The organism is Desulfoluna sp. CLI2B, from assembly GCF_056847375.1.
This window is the reverse complement of sequence record NZ_CP186557.1, coordinates 1,804,660-1,820,228: the sequence shown is the minus strand read 5'-3', so window position 1 is coordinate 1,820,228 and position 15,569 is coordinate 1,804,660. Positions and strand designations below refer to the sequence as shown.

15 protein-coding genes are annotated in these 15,569 nt (G+C 58.1%); 2 read left to right on the top strand and 13 right to left on the bottom strand.

Annotated elements, in window-relative coordinates:
* Positions 1-3: 3 nt before the first annotated feature.
* The 12 genes from ACOYW2_RS08815 to ACOYW2_RS08760 all read right to left on the bottom strand — a co-directional run bounded on the left by ACOYW2_RS08815 (position 4) and on the right by ACOYW2_RS08760 (position 11,450).
* Positions 4-762 (bottom strand): hypothetical protein, encoded by a 759-nt coding sequence (locus tag ACOYW2_RS08815; RefSeq protein ID WP_482770139.1) that lies wholly within the window; start codon positions 760-762, stop codon positions 4-6.
* A 6-nt stretch (positions 763-768) separates the two neighbouring features.
* Positions 769-1,053, bottom strand: coding sequence for an ethanolamine utilization microcompartment protein EutM (eutM, locus tag ACOYW2_RS08810; protein WP_092215742.1), 285 nt, complete (start codon positions 1,051-1,053; stop codon positions 769-771).
* A 129-nt stretch (positions 1,054-1,182) separates the two neighbouring features.
* Positions 1,183-2,625, bottom strand: a complete 1,443-nt coding sequence (locus tag ACOYW2_RS08805) for an acetaldehyde dehydrogenase (acetylating) (protein ID WP_180141170.1) — start codon at positions 2,623-2,625, stop codon at positions 1,183-1,185.
* Positions 2,626-2,638: 13 nt separating this feature from the next.
* Positions 2,639-3,274, bottom strand: coding sequence for a BMC domain-containing protein (locus ACOYW2_RS08800; protein WP_482770138.1), 636 nt, complete (start codon positions 3,272-3,274; stop codon positions 2,639-2,641).
* 12 nt (positions 3,275-3,286) lie between these two features.
* Complete coding sequence (locus ACOYW2_RS08795; RefSeq protein ID WP_482422583.1) at positions 3,287-3,970, bottom strand: cupin domain-containing protein; 684 nt, start codon at positions 3,968-3,970, stop codon at positions 3,287-3,289.
* An 80-nt stretch (positions 3,971-4,050) separates the two neighbouring features.
* A complete protein-coding gene (gene cutD, locus ACOYW2_RS08790; RefSeq protein WP_482416617.1) occupies positions 4,051-4,983 on the bottom strand; it encodes a choline TMA-lyase-activating enzyme in 933 nt (310 codons plus the stop codon).
* A gap of 66 nt (positions 4,984-5,049) precedes the next feature.
* Positions 5,050-7,590: a choline trimethylamine-lyase gene (gene cutC / locus ACOYW2_RS08785; RefSeq protein WP_482422582.1), complete on the bottom strand. Its 2,541-nt coding sequence runs from the start codon at positions 7,588-7,590 to the stop codon at positions 5,050-5,052.
* Positions 7,591-7,630: 40 nt separating this feature from the next.
* Entirely contained in the window at positions 7,631-9,130 is a 1,500-nt protein-coding gene (locus ACOYW2_RS08780) for an aldehyde dehydrogenase family protein (RefSeq protein ID WP_482770137.1), read from the bottom strand.
* A 69-nt stretch (positions 9,131-9,199) separates the two neighbouring features.
* Positions 9,200-9,817 (bottom strand): BMC domain-containing protein, encoded by a 618-nt coding sequence (locus ACOYW2_RS08775; protein WP_180141160.1) that lies wholly within the window; start codon positions 9,815-9,817, stop codon positions 9,200-9,202.
* Between the two features lie 521 nt (positions 9,818-10,338).
* The gene (locus tag ACOYW2_RS08770; RefSeq protein ID WP_482416620.1) at positions 10,339-10,605 is read right to left on the bottom strand and encodes a hypothetical protein; all 267 of its coding nucleotides are present in this window, start codon (positions 10,603-10,605) and stop codon (positions 10,339-10,341) included.
* A 1-nt stretch (position 10,606) separates the two neighbouring features.
* Positions 10,607-10,840, bottom strand: a complete 234-nt coding sequence (locus ACOYW2_RS08765) for a hypothetical protein (RefSeq protein ID WP_482422579.1) — start codon at positions 10,838-10,840, stop codon at positions 10,607-10,609.
* A 58-nt stretch (positions 10,841-10,898) separates the two neighbouring features.
* Positions 10,899-11,450, bottom strand: coding sequence for a hypothetical protein (locus ACOYW2_RS08760; RefSeq protein ID WP_482422578.1), 552 nt, complete (start codon positions 11,448-11,450; stop codon positions 10,899-10,901).
* A 1,103-nt stretch (positions 11,451-12,553) separates the two neighbouring features.
* On the opposite strand from ACOYW2_RS08760, the gene ACOYW2_RS08755 reads away from it, so the two are divergent.
* Positions 12,554-12,718, top strand: coding sequence for a MerR family DNA-binding transcriptional regulator (locus ACOYW2_RS08755; protein ID WP_482422577.1), 165 nt, complete (start codon positions 12,554-12,556; stop codon positions 12,716-12,718).
* Positions 12,719-12,776: 58 nt separating this feature from the next.
* Complete coding sequence (locus ACOYW2_RS08750; RefSeq protein WP_482770136.1) at positions 12,777-13,394, top strand: GyrI-like domain-containing protein; 618 nt, start codon at positions 12,777-12,779, stop codon at positions 13,392-13,394.
* A gap of 78 nt (positions 13,395-13,472) precedes the next feature.
* Here ACOYW2_RS08750 and ACOYW2_RS08745 read toward each other — a convergent pair whose 3' ends face one another.
* Positions 13,473-15,542 carry a methyl-accepting chemotaxis protein gene (locus tag ACOYW2_RS08745; RefSeq protein ID WP_482770135.1) on the bottom strand — a complete coding sequence of 690 codons (2,070 nt, stop codon included), beginning with the start codon at positions 15,540-15,542 and terminating at the stop codon, positions 13,473-13,475.
* Between the last annotated feature and the right edge of the window lie 27 nt (positions 15,543-15,569).

Genomic DNA, 15,569 nt, shown 5'->3' with positions numbered 1-15,569 from the left:
CTCCTAGGTGTACATGCCGCCCTTGTCTTTGAGCATCATGATGTAAATGGCGCTGCTCATGCGGTTCAGGGCCTGGACCATGTCGGGTGTGCCCAGCTGAAAGGACTCTTTGAGCACGCTGACGGCCGACACCTCCAACTCACGAACCAGGGCTCGCAGGCGGTTGAGCTTCAGAATCATCTCCCCCATGTCGTACGTGGGGAGAAGGTGACCCACCCCGTAGTATTTTTTGGGGTTGTGTGAGTGGGCCCGGAGCTCCCCGTCGGTAAGCCCCAGGATGGGCTTGTCCGGCATGGGGGTATCCAGGACATCGCGGCGCATGATGTCGCGGGTCCACTCAAGGATCTCAGCGAGATCCGCCACCAATGCCTTTTTACCGGCATCGTGGGCTTTGGCCTGCAGCAGGAGAATCTCCCCCTGGCAGGTATCGAGACGGCCCCTGAACACAATGCGCGGATGGTCCTTGGGGACCAGCCGGTTGCCCGTGAGCTGGGTCATGTGCTCGGGCTTTGTGTCGTAGAAGCTGCCGTCAACGGCCGACACGTATGTCGGGCCGGTTTTCCCTTCCGCCTCTGTTTTCTCCGGGGCGGCCTCGGGCTGCGAGGCGCATGACGCTTCTTCCCCCCTGACGACCTTGACCCCCTTCTCACCGAGAAGCTGGGATGCGGAGGGGGTCAGGATCTGACCCTCCTCCAGCTTGAAAGTCTCAGGAACGTCCTTTCTGAAGATCTCCCTCAGATAGGTTTCCGATATGACTTTCATGGCTTATTATCCTTCAATTTTGGGGAGAATCAGCTCCACTTCACCGTGGGGACGGGGAATGACGTGTACGCTGACGAGCTCGCCCACGCGGTCGGCGGCTGCTGCACCGGCATCGGTGGCTGCCTTGACGGCGCCTACGTCACCTCGGACCATCACGGTCACGAGACCGGCACCCACCTGGCTGCGGCCGATGAGGGTAACGTTGGCAGCTTTTACCATGGCATCTGCTGCTTCTACTGCGCCTACGAGACCTCGGGTTTCGATCATTCCAAGTGCATTCTGTGAACTCATGATTCTTTTCTCCTAAAAATAAAGTATCTGTGACTATCTGTCGCCGGGGCCCCGCGTAAAGACCTGAAGGGCCCCGGTGCAACATCGTGTTTGGTTCAGGCCGCCGGCAAAGGCGGCCTTGTCTTGCAATTAAACAGTGCCGCTCATCTTCTTGAGCTGCTCCATGATCATGTTGGTCACGGCCTGCACGTCCACGCTCTCGGTGGAGGCGTTGCAGGTGGTTGCAGCGGCGTCGTCCAGGCCGTAGGCCATGCGACGGATGTTGAAGAGCTGCTGGGGACCGACATTCTCGGAGGTGGCGCTGCCGCCCACGGTCCCGCACCCGAGGGTGAAGGAGGGAGCCATGTTGGTGGAGATGCCCACGGCGCCCTGGGTGGTGGGGGTGTTCACCAGGAAACGGGAGACGGGCTTCTTCAGCGCGAACTCACGGATCACGGTCTCGTTGTTGGAGTGGATGCCCATGGAGTGGCCCAGGCCGCCGTTGTGCAGGAGCTTGTAGCAAAGCTCGCAGGCTTCCTGCCAGTCGTTGACCACGTAGAAACCGAGAAGTGCGGTGAGCTTCTCCTTGGAGAAGGGGAATTTGGGTCCCACGCCGGGCTCGTCGCAGAGCAGCATGGTGGTGCCGGCGGGCACGTCGATGCCGGCCACCTTGGCGATGTCGGCTGCGCAGCGGCCTACGATGGCGGGGTTCATGGAGCCGTTGGGGCGCTCCATGACGCGCTTGACCTTGGCCAGATTCTCCCCTTCCAGGAAATAGCCGCCCTGGGCGATGACGCTGGCTTTTACCTTGTCTGCGATGCAGGCTTCGGTGACGATGGCCTGCTCGGAGGCGCATACGGTGCCGTTGTCAAAGGTCTTGGAGGCAAAGATCTTCTGGACGGCCACGTCCACGTCGGCGCTGCGCTCGATGAAGGCGGGCACGTTGCCGGAACCCACGCCCAGGGCGGGGGTGCCGGAGCTGTAAGCGGCCTTGACCATGGCGTTGCCGCCAGTGGCCAGGATCATGTCGGAGATCTTCATCAGCTCATCGGTGCCCTGGAGGGTGGGAACGCTGATGACGCCCACGAGGTCCTCGGGGAGGTCCATGGCCTTGAGGACGCCGCGGATCATGTTGACGGTGGCCGTGATGCACTTCACCGCGCTGGGGTGAGGAGAGAACACGATGCCGTTGGCGCTCTTAAGGGAGATGATGGCCTTGTAGAGCGTGGTGCTCGTGGGGTTGGTGGAGGGGATGAGGCCCGCGATCACACCCATGGGAGCAGCGATCTCAACGATTTTGTTCTCGGTGTCCTCGTTGATGATCCCCACGGTCTTGACGCCGCGGTAGTAGCTCACCAGCTTTTCAGAGGCGAGGATGTTCTTCTGCTTCTTGTCCTGCCACTTACCGAAGCCGGTCTCTTCGCTGGCCATCTTGCCCAGCTCTTCAGCCATCTCGGCACCCACTTTGGCAATGGCCTCCACAAGGGCGTCCACGCGTTCCTGACCGGCCCGTTCAAGAACGGGCTGCGCAGCGCGTGCCGCACGGACCAGGGCTCGGGTCTCCTGAATTGAGAGCAAATCCTTATCTACCATCTTACGTCCTCTCTTACTTCTCTAATGTCTTCATGTATTGAACAAACGCCTCAAGAAGATCTTTCTTCTTGGCATACTTGATCTCACCCCTCGGGATGGAAAAGGTGGGGATCTGCCGGGCGAGGCGCCGCAGTTTGGTCACTTTCAGTTTTTTCAGGTCTGCCATGTCAACGGTCAGGGCATCCTCGGCTCCGCCCTCATCTGCAGGGCTGGGGCTGTCGGTGAGGTCGGGTGTCGCCGCATCGGGCAGTGCCGCGGGCTCCGGTTCCGGTTCAACCTCGGGTTCAAGGATGATCTCCGGTTCCTCGGCCTCGGGGGTCTTGCGCTCGGGAACGCAGGTGGGCCGCTTGGCCTCTTCAATCAAAATGCCGTCCAGGCCTTCTGCGGTGCGGGCGATCACGGTAATGGAGAGAACCTCCCCAAGACGCGCGGCCGCCGTGCTTCCGGCGTCCACCGACGCCTTGACGGCAGATACGTCACCGGTCATCAGGATGGAGACAAGGCCCCCACCCACGGCCTGGGAACCGAGGATGGAGACATCGGCGGTCTTCACCGCCACGTCACCGGCCTCGATGGCGGGGACAAGACCCACGGTCTCGATGATCCCCAATGCCCTGCCGTTTAGCTTCATGACTCCGTGTGCCTTCATGGCTTACCCCCTCTACTCTACGACGTAGGTGGCGAAAAAGACCTTGGCCTTGTCGGGGGAGCCCCAGACGACCTTGGCGCCGGAGGGGACAAAGAACACATCCCCGGCCTTGGCGGTGAAGGTCCGGTTGTCGATGCTCACGGTGAGGGTCCCTTCGATGACGTAGTCGATCTCTTCGTACCCTTCCATCACCCACTCAAAGCGGGAGGCGTCGATCTCAAGGAACCCGGCACCCATATGGGAGCCGTCGTCACCGCCGACGACCTCACGGAAGCAGGCCTTGGCATCGGGCGTTCCGGTGTCGAGGACTTCCATGGCTACGGACTTGCCGCGGACCAGCTTGACCCCGCCGCCGGTTTCAGCGCAGTAGGGTTCGGAGGCGGCGGTGCCGTCGGTCATGATGCCGTTCAAAAGCCCCTTGTTCATCATGGCTTTCAGGGCTCCGTAGATTGTCTCACAGCTGATCTCGCCCTCTTCTTCCGAGGCGGCGGCGTCACCTGCGGCGGCGCACTCAGGTGCCTGGGCCTTGCACGCGACGCACTCGGCTTCGGTCTTGCCCTCGCACAGCGTCAGCTTGGCGGCTTTTGCGGCGTCTTTTGCCGACGGGGTCAAAATCATCCCCGGTTCGACGCAAAGGGTGGTCTCCCCCTGCTTCACCAGCTTTTCGATATCATCCGCACAAATCAGTTTTTTCATGTGTTTTTCAACCCTTTCATGTATTTGCGCACGTTCCTGTTACCAACCTTGTATAAAATACCCATCCATGGGACCGTTTTTCAGTGTCTCACCACGGTCACCGGAAAATCTGAGTTCTTAATCCACGATTCAATACGGTCCAGATCTGCGTCGGAGAGGCTCGGATCTCCCTGGATGGGATAATCCCAACCCAGCTGCTTGTATTTGTTGACCCCCATCTTGTGGTAGGGGAGCAGGTCAATGCCTTTGAAGTTCTTGTAATCCCGGTACGGCATCAGAAAATCGATGAGGGCACGAATCTCCCCTTCGCTGTCGTTGACGCCCTTAAGGAGCGGCATCCGGATCTGGACGTTGTGCCGGTTGTCCAGCAGGGTTTTCAGGTTGCTTAAAATCATCTCGTTGCGGACCCCGGTCAGTTCATGGTGGCGATCGGAGTCCATGTGCTTCATGTCAAAGAGAAAAAGGTCCGTGAACTCGGCCACCTTCATAAGGGCCTCGGGCTTGGCGTAGCCGCAGGTCTCGATGGCGGTGTTGATGCCCACCTGCTTGCAGACCATCATCAGGTTGGCCGCGGCATCCGGCTGCATCAGGGCCTCGCCTCCCCCTAAGGTCAGGCCGCCTCCGGACATCTCGTAAAAGGAGCGGTCCTCCTCCACGATCTCCAGCAGCTCCGAAATCGTTTTCACATCCCCGACAACGGAGAGAGCGGACTGAAGGCAGGCCTCTTCACACTTGCGGCACCCGATGCACTCGCTGCCCTTGACGAACTCGTGGGCCCCGGTGTCCGGGGAGAGCCTGTGGACACCGGTGGGGCACACCGAGACACATGCCCCGCAGTTGACACACAGGCTCTCCTTAAACAGGACCTGGTGTTTCTTCTTCTGACTTTCGGGATTCGAGCACCACTTGCAGCGCAGGGGACACCCTTTGAAGAACACGATGGTCCTTACGCCGGGCCCGTCATACATGTTGTATTTCTGGATGTTGAATATCAGTGCTTTTCGTTCAATCATGGTTCCGCCTGTGCTGCTCATGGTGCTAAAAATCCCTATGTGTCTGTCAGTCTCGGTGTGATCCCCTTAGATCTCGTGCAACATGGTCCTGCTGATGATCTCGTCCTGAACATCCTTGCAGAGTTCCACGAAGAAGGCGCTGTAGCCAGCCACGCGGACCACGAGGTCGCGGTACTTCTCAGGGGTCTTCTGGGCTTCCAGCAGGGTCTCGTTGTCGAGGTAGTTGAACTGCATCTCCCCGTTGCCCAGCATGCAGGCGGTACGGATCAGGGTGATGACGCCGTTCTCCCCTTCGGGGGTGTCCAGCAGGCCGCTCATCAGCTTGAAGTTGTGCACCATGCCGATGTTCATGCTGTCGTTGGACATCTTGGACACGGACTTGATGATGGCGGTGGGGCCCTTGAAGTCGGCGCCCTGGGTGGGGCTGATGCCGTCTGAAAGGGGCATCCACGCATCACGGCCGTTGGCGGAAGCTCCCAGGAGCTGACCGAAGGGCGTGTTGTTGGAGATGGAGAGGGTCCCGTGGCTCAAGACAGAGTAGAGGGTCTTGTACTTGCGGTGCTCCTGCTCGGTGAAGCTGACGAGGTCGGCGGCGATGAGGTCGGCGTAGTCGTCGTCGTTGCCGAACTTGGGAGCGGCAAGACAATCGGCCTTCACCTGATCGTAGCCCTTGAACTCGGCCTTGAGGGCTTCGTTCATCTGCTCCAGGGTGTACTTCTTGTCGTCAAAGACCAGCTTCTTAATGGCAGCCATGGAGTCGGCGTGGGTGGCCAGGCCGCTCCAGATAACACCGGGGCCGAAGTTGTACATGGCGCCGCCTGCGGAGACGTCCTTGCCGGAATCCATGCAACCCTCGTACATCATGGACATGAGGGGCTTGGGTGCCAGGTCACGGTGGATGCGCTGGGAGATAACGGTGCCCACGCTGGACCACTTGGTGACGTGCTTGATCATCTCTTTGACGGCCGCGTCGAACTTCTCGTAGGTGTCGTACTGGCTCAGGGGGCCGTAGTCGGGGCACACCTGCTTCTCGTACCAGAGGGGCACACCGTGGTTGAGGACCATCTCGATACAGATAGGCCACTGGGTGTAGGCCGTGGAGGTCCACTGGTAGAGACGCCCTGCTTTCTGGGGCTCAACGCAACCCATGAGGCAGTAGTCGCGGGAGTCTTCGATGGAGCATCCCTTGGCCAGCATCATCTTGATGTGGGTGTCGTCGAAGTGGATGGCGGGGAAGCCCATGCCGGAACGGATAACATCCACGATCTTCTTCAGGTACTTGTGGGGGGACCTGTTGTGGACACGGGTGGCCAGGGAGGGCTGGTACACTCGCACGTGACGCACAGCGTCCATGAGCAGGTAGGTGAGGTCGTTGGTGGTCGAGCGCCGCCGGCCACCCGCTACCACACACACGTCGTCGACGAAGGGCTGGTACCCGGCAAAGAACTTGGAGGCGTCTTCGCTGGTGAGCCACATCATCTCGGACATCTTGATGAGCATACAACCGGCCAGGTCAAAGGCTTCGTACTCGGTCATGCGACCGGCGTCGATGTCCGCCTTGAAGAAGGGGTACATGTACTGGTCCACACGGCCGATGGACATACCGGTCTGGTTCTCTTCCACCACCAGGAGGGACTCGATGGTCCAGACCGCCTGGATGGCTTCCCAGAAGGTCTCGGGCTTGTGGGCGGGAACGCGGGCGTTGACCTCGGAGATCTTCAGCAGCTCGGCCTTGCGCTGGGGATTGGTCGCCTTGGCGGCCAGCTCTGCGGCGTAGTCGGAGATGCGCTTGGCGTAGATCATCACGCCTTCGGCGGTGAGGATCAGGGACTTGTAGAAGTAGATCTTGTCAAAGTCTTCGGGGTTCTCGTAGTCCAGCTCGGCCAGCTTCTCCTCGGCATCCTTGACGATGTCGAGCATCCCCTTTTTCATGAGGATCACGTCGTAGCCGGGGTTGGAGTCACCCCCGCCGTTCACGGCGTGGTAGGAGCAGTCGGTGACATAAGACTCACCGGAGATCTCCCACATGCCGGCTTCGCGGTACTGCTGTTCGCAATATTCGTCCACGGACTGGCCTTCCCAAAAGGGGAAGATCTCATCTTTCAGAACCTTTTTGTCCTCTTCGGAAATAAAGAAGGGGTCCTGGGCACGGGTACCAATGGTGTCCAGCTCGTCGCGGACCCAGCGCCAGGCAATGTCGGGAGAGAAGGCACCGCTTCGGGGAGAGCCGCAGGGGGAGCCAACGATGAGTTCGTTGTCCTGGATTACCAGGGGCGCGGTCTCGCAGCAGCGCTTGAAGCTCATGCCGCGGAGGATGGCCTTGGGAAGACCGGGGTTCTCCTTGGCGATCTGGGTCATCACCTTGGCGCGGTGAATGGTAATGGAGGGCACCTGCTTGAGGAAATTCTCCCTCAGCTGTGCGTGACGCTCGGTGGGGCCGTCGGGAATACCGGGGCCGTGGGTTGTAGCGATACCTGCAACGCCAGGGGCTGCCTTGGTGATCTCAGAAGAGATGCCCTCAAACATCTTTTTGAGCGATGCGCGCTCTTGAGGGGTCAGGTTCTTAGTCGCTTCTGCAAGCTTGCTTGAAAATTCATGAAGATCCAAAAGTATTCCTCCCTTATAACTGATCCTCTTCCAATGGTATCTACTTTGCGCCACCGATGGTTCGGATGGCCTCGTCCAGTAGCTTCTGGAAGGTCTGCATATTCACTAAATTGTCCTCTGCCCCATGTGCAACGGTGCCCGGGGAGGGGTTATCGTCGTGTTTGATATCGCTGTCGATCTCTTCCATGCGCCTGACCCCGTAGCCCACCTTGCGGGTGTAGATCAGGTTTAAGGGGGAGACGTTGTCCGAGGTAATGCCGTCCCCTGCCGATCCGCTGCCCAGGGTCATGGAGGGGACCAGGTTCGTGGTGGCCCCCAGGCCGCCGAAGGCAGCCGGTGTATTCACAAGCAGCCGGCCCACGGGTTTTTTCAGGGCAAACTGGCAGATGACATCCTGGTCGTTGGAGTGGATGACGAGGGTGTGGCCGTTGCGCTCGGTCACCAGGAGCTCGATGCACTTTTCACAGGCGTGCATCCAGTCGTCTTCCACGTAGTAGGCCAGCACGGGGCAGAGCATCTCCCTGGCAAAGGGGTCGGTGTCGGAGACGTATTTGCGCTCTGCCATGAGCACGGAAACATCGTCCGGTACCTCAAACCCTGCCCTATGGGCCAGGGTTTTGGCTGAGACCCCGACCATCCCGGGGTTAAGCTTGCCGTCGGGACGGAAAAAGAGAGCGGTAAAGGTCCGGGTCTCCTCTTCGGTCATGAAATAAGCGCCCTTTGCCCGGAGGGCTGCCTTGACGTCCCGGTCAATGCAGCTGTCCACCACAATGGACTGTTCGGCAGACGGCACGATACCGTTGTCAAAGGTCTTGCTGGCGATGATGTCGGCAACGGCCCGGGTGATGTCGGCGGTGCGTTCGATAAACGCAGGCCCGTTGCCGGTACCCCCGTAAATCACCGGTTTCCCGGCCTTGTAGGCTGTCTTGAGCATCCCCGGCACCCCGGTGTTCATGATCAGGGAGGTGCCCTTGTGCCTCATGAGCTCCCGGGTGCCGGAAGCGGTCACCGTGCCCAGGTAGGTCAGGCAGCCTTCGGGCAGCCCCTTGGACTCTGCGGCCTCAATGAGGATGTCCAGCACCTTGCCCATGGTCTTACGCGCCCTGGGATGGGGCGAAAACACAACGGCGTTGCCGGACTTTACGGCAATGAGCGCCGTGTAGATGGTGGTTGAAACCGGGCTGGTCGCAGGACTCAGCGCCACCACGACACCGACGGGAACGCCGATGTCCATCATGCGGTTCTGAGGGTCTTCACCGATGACGCCCACGCAGCGCATGCCCCTCAAATGCTTGCGCGCGTACCCGCATACAAACCGGTTCTTGACGGCTTTGTCCTGCCATGAGCCGTAATCTGTTTCTTCATGGGACAACACGGCAAGCGTTTCAGCGTGCTCCTGGGCGGCGTCCGCCATGCACTCGACGATCTCGTCCAGCTTCTCCTGGGAAAAGGTGGCGAGTTTCTTCTGTGCTTCAAACGCATTCTCTGCAAGAATCCGTGCTTCCTGGATGGAGAGTAAATCATTGTCGATGATCGTCATGCTGTCTCTCCCTCTCCTTTGCTTCATGGTCGTCTTTCGTAAAAGTCCCCTCTGCCGAGCCCGTCAAAATCAGGGCAGCAGCTTGTCGAGGGCGTACTGGCTGGTAATTTTTGTCAGCGCAGGATGGGGCGTGGGGATCACGCAGGAGCTGTGGGGGTCGACGCCCATCTCTTTGACGGCGGACTCGCCTGCCTCAACGGCAGCCTTGACCGCACCCACGTCACCTGAAACCAGAATGGAGATGTAACCCGACGCGGTGTTCTCGTAACCGAGCAGGTCCACATCCGCGGCCTTTACCATGGCATCCGCCGCTTCAAGGGCAAACACGATACCGAAGGTCTCCACCATGCCCAGGGCCTTGGACCGGGGAAGGTCTTCGGCGTCATCGATCTGGGCATCCACATCGTGTACGGAGACAATGTCGCCGACAGCGCTGATGGGACGCGGCATGACGTTGTGCGCGGTAAGGGGTCCGATCTCCTTTGCCGCGGCAGCACCGGCTTCCACCGAGGCCTTGACGGCGGCGACGTCGCCCTTCACAAAAATCGTCACCAGCGTGGAGCCGATGTTCTCGTATGAAATCAATTCAACATTGGCAGCTTTGAGCATCTGGTCGGCGCCGTAGATGGCCGGAACCATGCCCGTGGTTTCGATGAGTCCTAACGCCTCTTCTCCGTAATATCGCATTAAAATCCCTTCCCTGATTTGATCCTTAATTTTGAACGATTCAGCCCTATGCTGGCAGTACCTTAACCCTTCCCCCATAGGGGAAAGTCAATGGTTTTTTAGGCTAAAATGCAAATTGGTCCGGCCAGTTTTCAAACCCAACACCGTCAAGCCCAACACCTTGTTTTCAATGAAGATAATCCGTATAAAATAAAACCCTTTCGAGGGTAAAAACCATCATGTGTGCTTAAAAAGCTGATTTTTCAAATGCAAAAAAGAAACCCTGCTTCATCATAGCCGTTACCCAGGGGGCACCCTGACCCGGGACAGACCCACTGCCCCGGAGGCGGCAACCTCAAACCCGCGTTCAGGGCCCTGTCCGCTTCGTAAAAAAAACGATGCACAGCCGCCTGTCACGCAACAAAAAAAAGGGCCCTGCCCCCATGGTATGGGAACAGGGCCCTTAAGGGCCGGCTGAAAACTCAAGCCTTCTATCGGCGACGCGACGATGGAACCGAGGCCACCGACGCGTCAGAGCGTCATCAATCCTTGATGTAGTGGTTGATGGTCTCCGCCCCTTCCTCGTGGGCACGATAGTAGACGCGCAGCTCGTTGTTGGCGTCCATGTCGTAACGGGTCTCCTCAAGGAGGCCGTTGGCCTCGGCGGTCATGATGGCCGCGATCATGTCGGGCTTATTGAAGGCCTTGAAGTTGCTGTATTCACCCTTGAGAGCGGCCATGACATCGTCGGCACACGCCTCTTCAACCGTGGTGAAAAACTTAAGAATCGCGTAGTTAAGGGGTTTCATCTTATTTATCCTCCTTGCCTTTGAGCAGGTCCAGGGGGTTCAGGGCAATGGTAAAGATACCGGCAACCATAACAACAGCTGCGATCCAGGAGATGGGAGCCATGGCCCAGCCATCGAGACCGAAGATCATGCCGAGGACAACCCAGCAGCAGAAGGGACCCCAGAAGGAGAAGGTGCCGTTACAGGACATTCCGAGGGCGGCACCGCACATGCTGTTGCCTTTGTACCAGAACATGAAGGCGCCGTAAGCAGCAAGACCGGCACAGGCAAACCAGACAATGGATCCATCAGGGTCACGCCGTCACCAGCGCGGCGGTGTTGCCGCCACCGGAAATCATACCGAAAAGGGGAACGAGGATGATGAAGTTGGAGAGGCCGGAGGTGACCTGACGAATGGTGATACCCACTTCGGAATCGATGAGGGCCGTGCCGTAACCACAGACACACCCTTCAAAACCCCAGCCGAAAGCGGCAAGGAAACCGAAGAAGATACCAAGGGCCATGCCTTCGGGGGCGTCGCCACCGAGGGTGGGATAGGCGATCATGACGCTGGCGCCGAAGCAGATGGCAATACCCAGCATCATGCGGGCATTAAGCTCCTGCTTGAACCAGAATCGGGCCAGGATAGCGCCGATGGCGGGGCACAGGGCGCTGATGGGAACCACAATGGAACCGGCTTTCTGAAGACCGATAACATAACAGGTACTTGCAAAGGGACCGCCGATAAGAGCGCCTACCATCATCACCACACCGGGCTTGGTCTTCAGGCAACGGAAAAAGTCGCCGAGTTTGCCCCTGATAATGGCGATCAAAATGGACCAGCAGGCGCTGCAGGAGTCAGTCACTGCCGCGCCAAGGGCACCGAGAAGATAGGTGATGGCAAAAGCGGACAGGCCTGCTGTGTTTGCGCCATACCAATCAATCCAAGGCCCCTTGGACATGCCAAGAGTCATAAAAGCAGTATAAAATCCGTAACATAAGCCGGAGAAGAGAGCAATCAACACGCCCTTTCTCTTAAAATCGGCTGCCATCTTGTTTTTGGCCTCCATCGCGGCCAAATTCTGTGAACCTGATGCTTCAAACATGAATGAACTTTCCTCCCTAAAAACCAAAACTTTTTTGGATAAACCCGGACACGCAAAACATACGTCTGCTGCATGATCAACACGGATTTCAGCTTTTCGAGGACTATAACTGTGCCCCTAAGGGGAATGTCAAAACCTTTTTTACCGAAAAATTGAGCCGTTCCGTGGGGTCCGGGAGAGGCGGGAAATTTCTTCTTCGGGCCACCGCGTATAATAAAGAGAATGTCCATGTCAGAGGTGCCTCAGCACGTCATGTCACCGCATTTTTTTTGTGACGTCTCCCCAAAAATTTGCTCATTGCCTCCCCATGTCGGGGCCTTTGCCCACCAACTCCGGACATCGGCCCATGCAATGCTTCCACCTTTGTTCCCGGCGGCAAGGCGGCATCACCCCACCACAAGCCCGGGTTTCCACAGTCTTTAACCCCGGACACAGGCTTTTTTGGCGAGAAAAAGGGCCCATTCCGGACACACCGGGCATCCCCAAGGGAACATCCACCTTTTTTGCACTAAAAATCGGCAATCAGTTGACTGAAAAGGGATACATGGGTATCATCTTTTCCATCATTTTCTACAAAAAGTGTCCCCCGTCATATGAAGGTTTCCTGTTTTTTGTTGGAGTTCGGAACCTTCAGGACAGCGCCGGTCCGACACAGGCAGCCTGTATCATCGGAAACATGTACAGGATTATAACAGCATGGCATACCTTTAAAAGGAACATCGCCGTTTTTTTTGGGTTGGCTGACATGCTGAACGGGGTATGCAAGGGAGGGATCGGTTTCCGACGGCAGGATACGCCGGTCCGGGTCAGGGCTTATGGGAGAGTTCATTCCCCGAGCCTTCATCAAGCCAGAAGGATGGTTCATGAAGTACAAAGACAGATATTCCATTGGCGAAGTCAGCCAGATCTGCAATGTGTCCAAAAAGGCGCTCAGGCACTATGACAAAATCGGACTTATCAAGTCCGAGCGCTCCTGCAACAACAACTACCGGTATTATTCCAACGAATCCTTACTGGCGGTCCGTTAAGTCAGTCTTCACAGATGGGGTTCAAGCTCGACGAAATGAAAGATTCATCGAGGGCACTGTGGACACCCGCCCCAGCAGATCTACCTCCGGTCGGGACGCCTTCAACGCGAAGATCGAAGAGTTGAAAAAAGCCCAGGAGGAGATCCGGAGGCAGTACGAGTCCGTCAGGGACTGGCATGACCTGATCTTAGAAGCCGAAATGGTCATCGACAACAACATTCAGGAAGTCGCCGTCAAGTATGTGGAGGCCTCGGACTATCTGTTCCATGAGCAGGTCTTCACCAACGACATTGAGGCATCCATCATCAACATCGAGTTCACCAATTACGTGGAGAAGGTGAACAACGAAATCACCGGACCGGTGATGATCAATTTTTCATCGCTTGAGGACAGGGTCAAAAACAGGCATCAACCTGTCCGGATCATGCAGAAAACACTGAAGGAATGCAAAGAACACGAGAAAATGTCCTTCGGCGGGCAGATGATGATCACCTGTTACCACATCGGGTCCCATAAAAACATCAACGAAACCTACGAAAAGATCTGCAAATGGGCCCGAACGCACAATTACGTGCTGGGAAAAAAATCATACGAACGGTACGTCACCGATTACTGGACCACCCGAAAGAGCTCCAAGTTCGTCACGGAAGTCATGATCAACGTATCGCGCAATTAACCGGGAACGCCCAGACCCCTGGGCATTCCCGGATCATTTCAAGATACCTTGCCGCGGCCGCGGCAACGCCTCACGTTTTTAAATCTTAAAGGTTTCCACCACCTGCTTCAGGGCAAGGGACATCTGGGACAGCTCTTCGGCATTGCCGTGGACCCTCCTGCTTCCTTCGGAGATGTCTGCGGCATTGGTGTTCACCTCGGAGATTTCCCGGGTGATCTCGGTGATCACCCCGGAGCTCTGGGCCACCATGCCGTTGACCTCCTGGATCCCCTGGGACGCCTGGGAGATATTCGCCGCGATTTCGCGCGTGGCAACAGACTGCTCTTCCACGGCCGTGGCGATGGTCCCTACGATGTCGTTTACCTCGGATATCACCCGGGTCACCTCTTCGATATCGTCGACACTTTCGCCGGTGATTCCCTGGATCCCGTCCACCTGGGCCTTGATGTCCCGGGTGGCCTCAGCGGTCTGGTTGGCCAGGGCCTTGATCTCCCCTGCCACCACGGCAAATCCTTTGCCCGCTTCCCCTGCCCGGGCCGCCTCAATGGTGGCGTTAAGGGCCAGCAGGTTGGTCTGCTCGGAGATCTCGCTGATGGCTTCGGTGACGCTTCCGATGGCGGCGGCGGCTTCACCCAGGCGAGCCATTTTCGTGGAGGCGCCCCCGGCTTGTCGCACGGCTTTCTCCGATATGTTTCGTGCCGTCTCCGACTGTTTCGCCACTTCGCCGATGGTGGCGGTCATCTCCTCGGCAGCGGTGGCCACCATGTCGCTGTTGGCCGAGGCCTGCTCCATGGAGGCGGCCACTCCGTTGATATTGGAGGTCATCTCTTCGGCGGCACCGGACACGGAAGTGGCGCGCTCGGAGGTGTTGTCTGCACGGGTGGAAAGATCCCCCGCCACATCCAGCAGAGCCCCGGACGCCCCTTCCATGGCGCCTGCCTGGCCGGACAGGTCCCCCACGATGCGCTGGAGTTTTTCAATGAAGCTGTTAAACCAGGTGGAAAGTTCCCCGATTTCGTCCTGGGTGTTGACGGGCAGGCGAAGGGTGAGATCCCCCTCCCCTTCGGCGATATCGCGAAGGCCCTCCACCACGCCGTTGATGGGTTTCACCACCAGGGCAATGGCGATAAACCACACCACGGCCACCAGCAGAAGGAAACCGGCCAGGCCGATGACGATGCTGGTGTTCCGGAGCTTAACCGCCCCTTCCATCACCTTGGCAAGGGGCACGACGATGCCGATGGCCCAGGGTGTATTGGTCTTACCCACGGTAATGGGCGCAAGCACCTGGAAGGTCATCTGGCCGTCTTTGACCGTTTTCCGCTCCACGGCAAAAACCTGCCCCTCTTCCAAGGCGCTCAGCAACGATGCCTGGACCTTTCCCGTCACGAGCTCTCTCAGGTTTTTTCCCACCAACTCATCGGCGGGGTGCGCAACGATATAGCCCCCGCTGGAAACCAGGTAGCCGTATCCCGTGCCGAAGGGTTTCACCTTCTCCATCATCTTTCCGAAAGTGTCCAGAGCGATGTCTGCGGCCACGATGCCTAAAAACCGCCCCTCCACCATGATGGGGGCCACCACCGTGGCCATGAGCACATCCTTGCCGCCCACCGGATAGACGTAAGGCTCGGTGATAACTTCATGTCCCGTCCTCTTGGGATCCTGATACCAGGCCTCGGTATCGAAGTTCACCAGGGGCTCCACCTCGATGGTCCCACTGCCGCGGTTCCAGTAGGGCACGAAGCGGCCCGTTTCGTCATGGCCCGGCACACCGATGAACTCGGCGTCGCGCCCGTCCAGGGCGTTGGGCTCCCAGCAGGTGTCGATGGCTATGAGATCGGGATTCTGGCGCAGCACGTTCTTAAGCATGGCGTTGATCTGACCCCGATCCGGGGCGGTGTCGCCTTTTTTGATGCCTTCAAGGGAGTGGGCCACGGTGCGGACCACGTCCATGGCCCGGTCCAGCTCCGACTTGATCATCCGGCCGTGGTTGGAGGCGATCTCAAGGGTCTTCTCCTCCGCCTCGGCACGGGCCATCTTCGAGGCATTGTAAGTAATGTACGAGATACTCACGGAGTAGGATAACAACACCACCCCACAAATACTAAGCAGCATTTTGCCGCGCAGACCCATTTTTCCAAACATCATCAGTCTCCTTCAAATATACTCAAACCA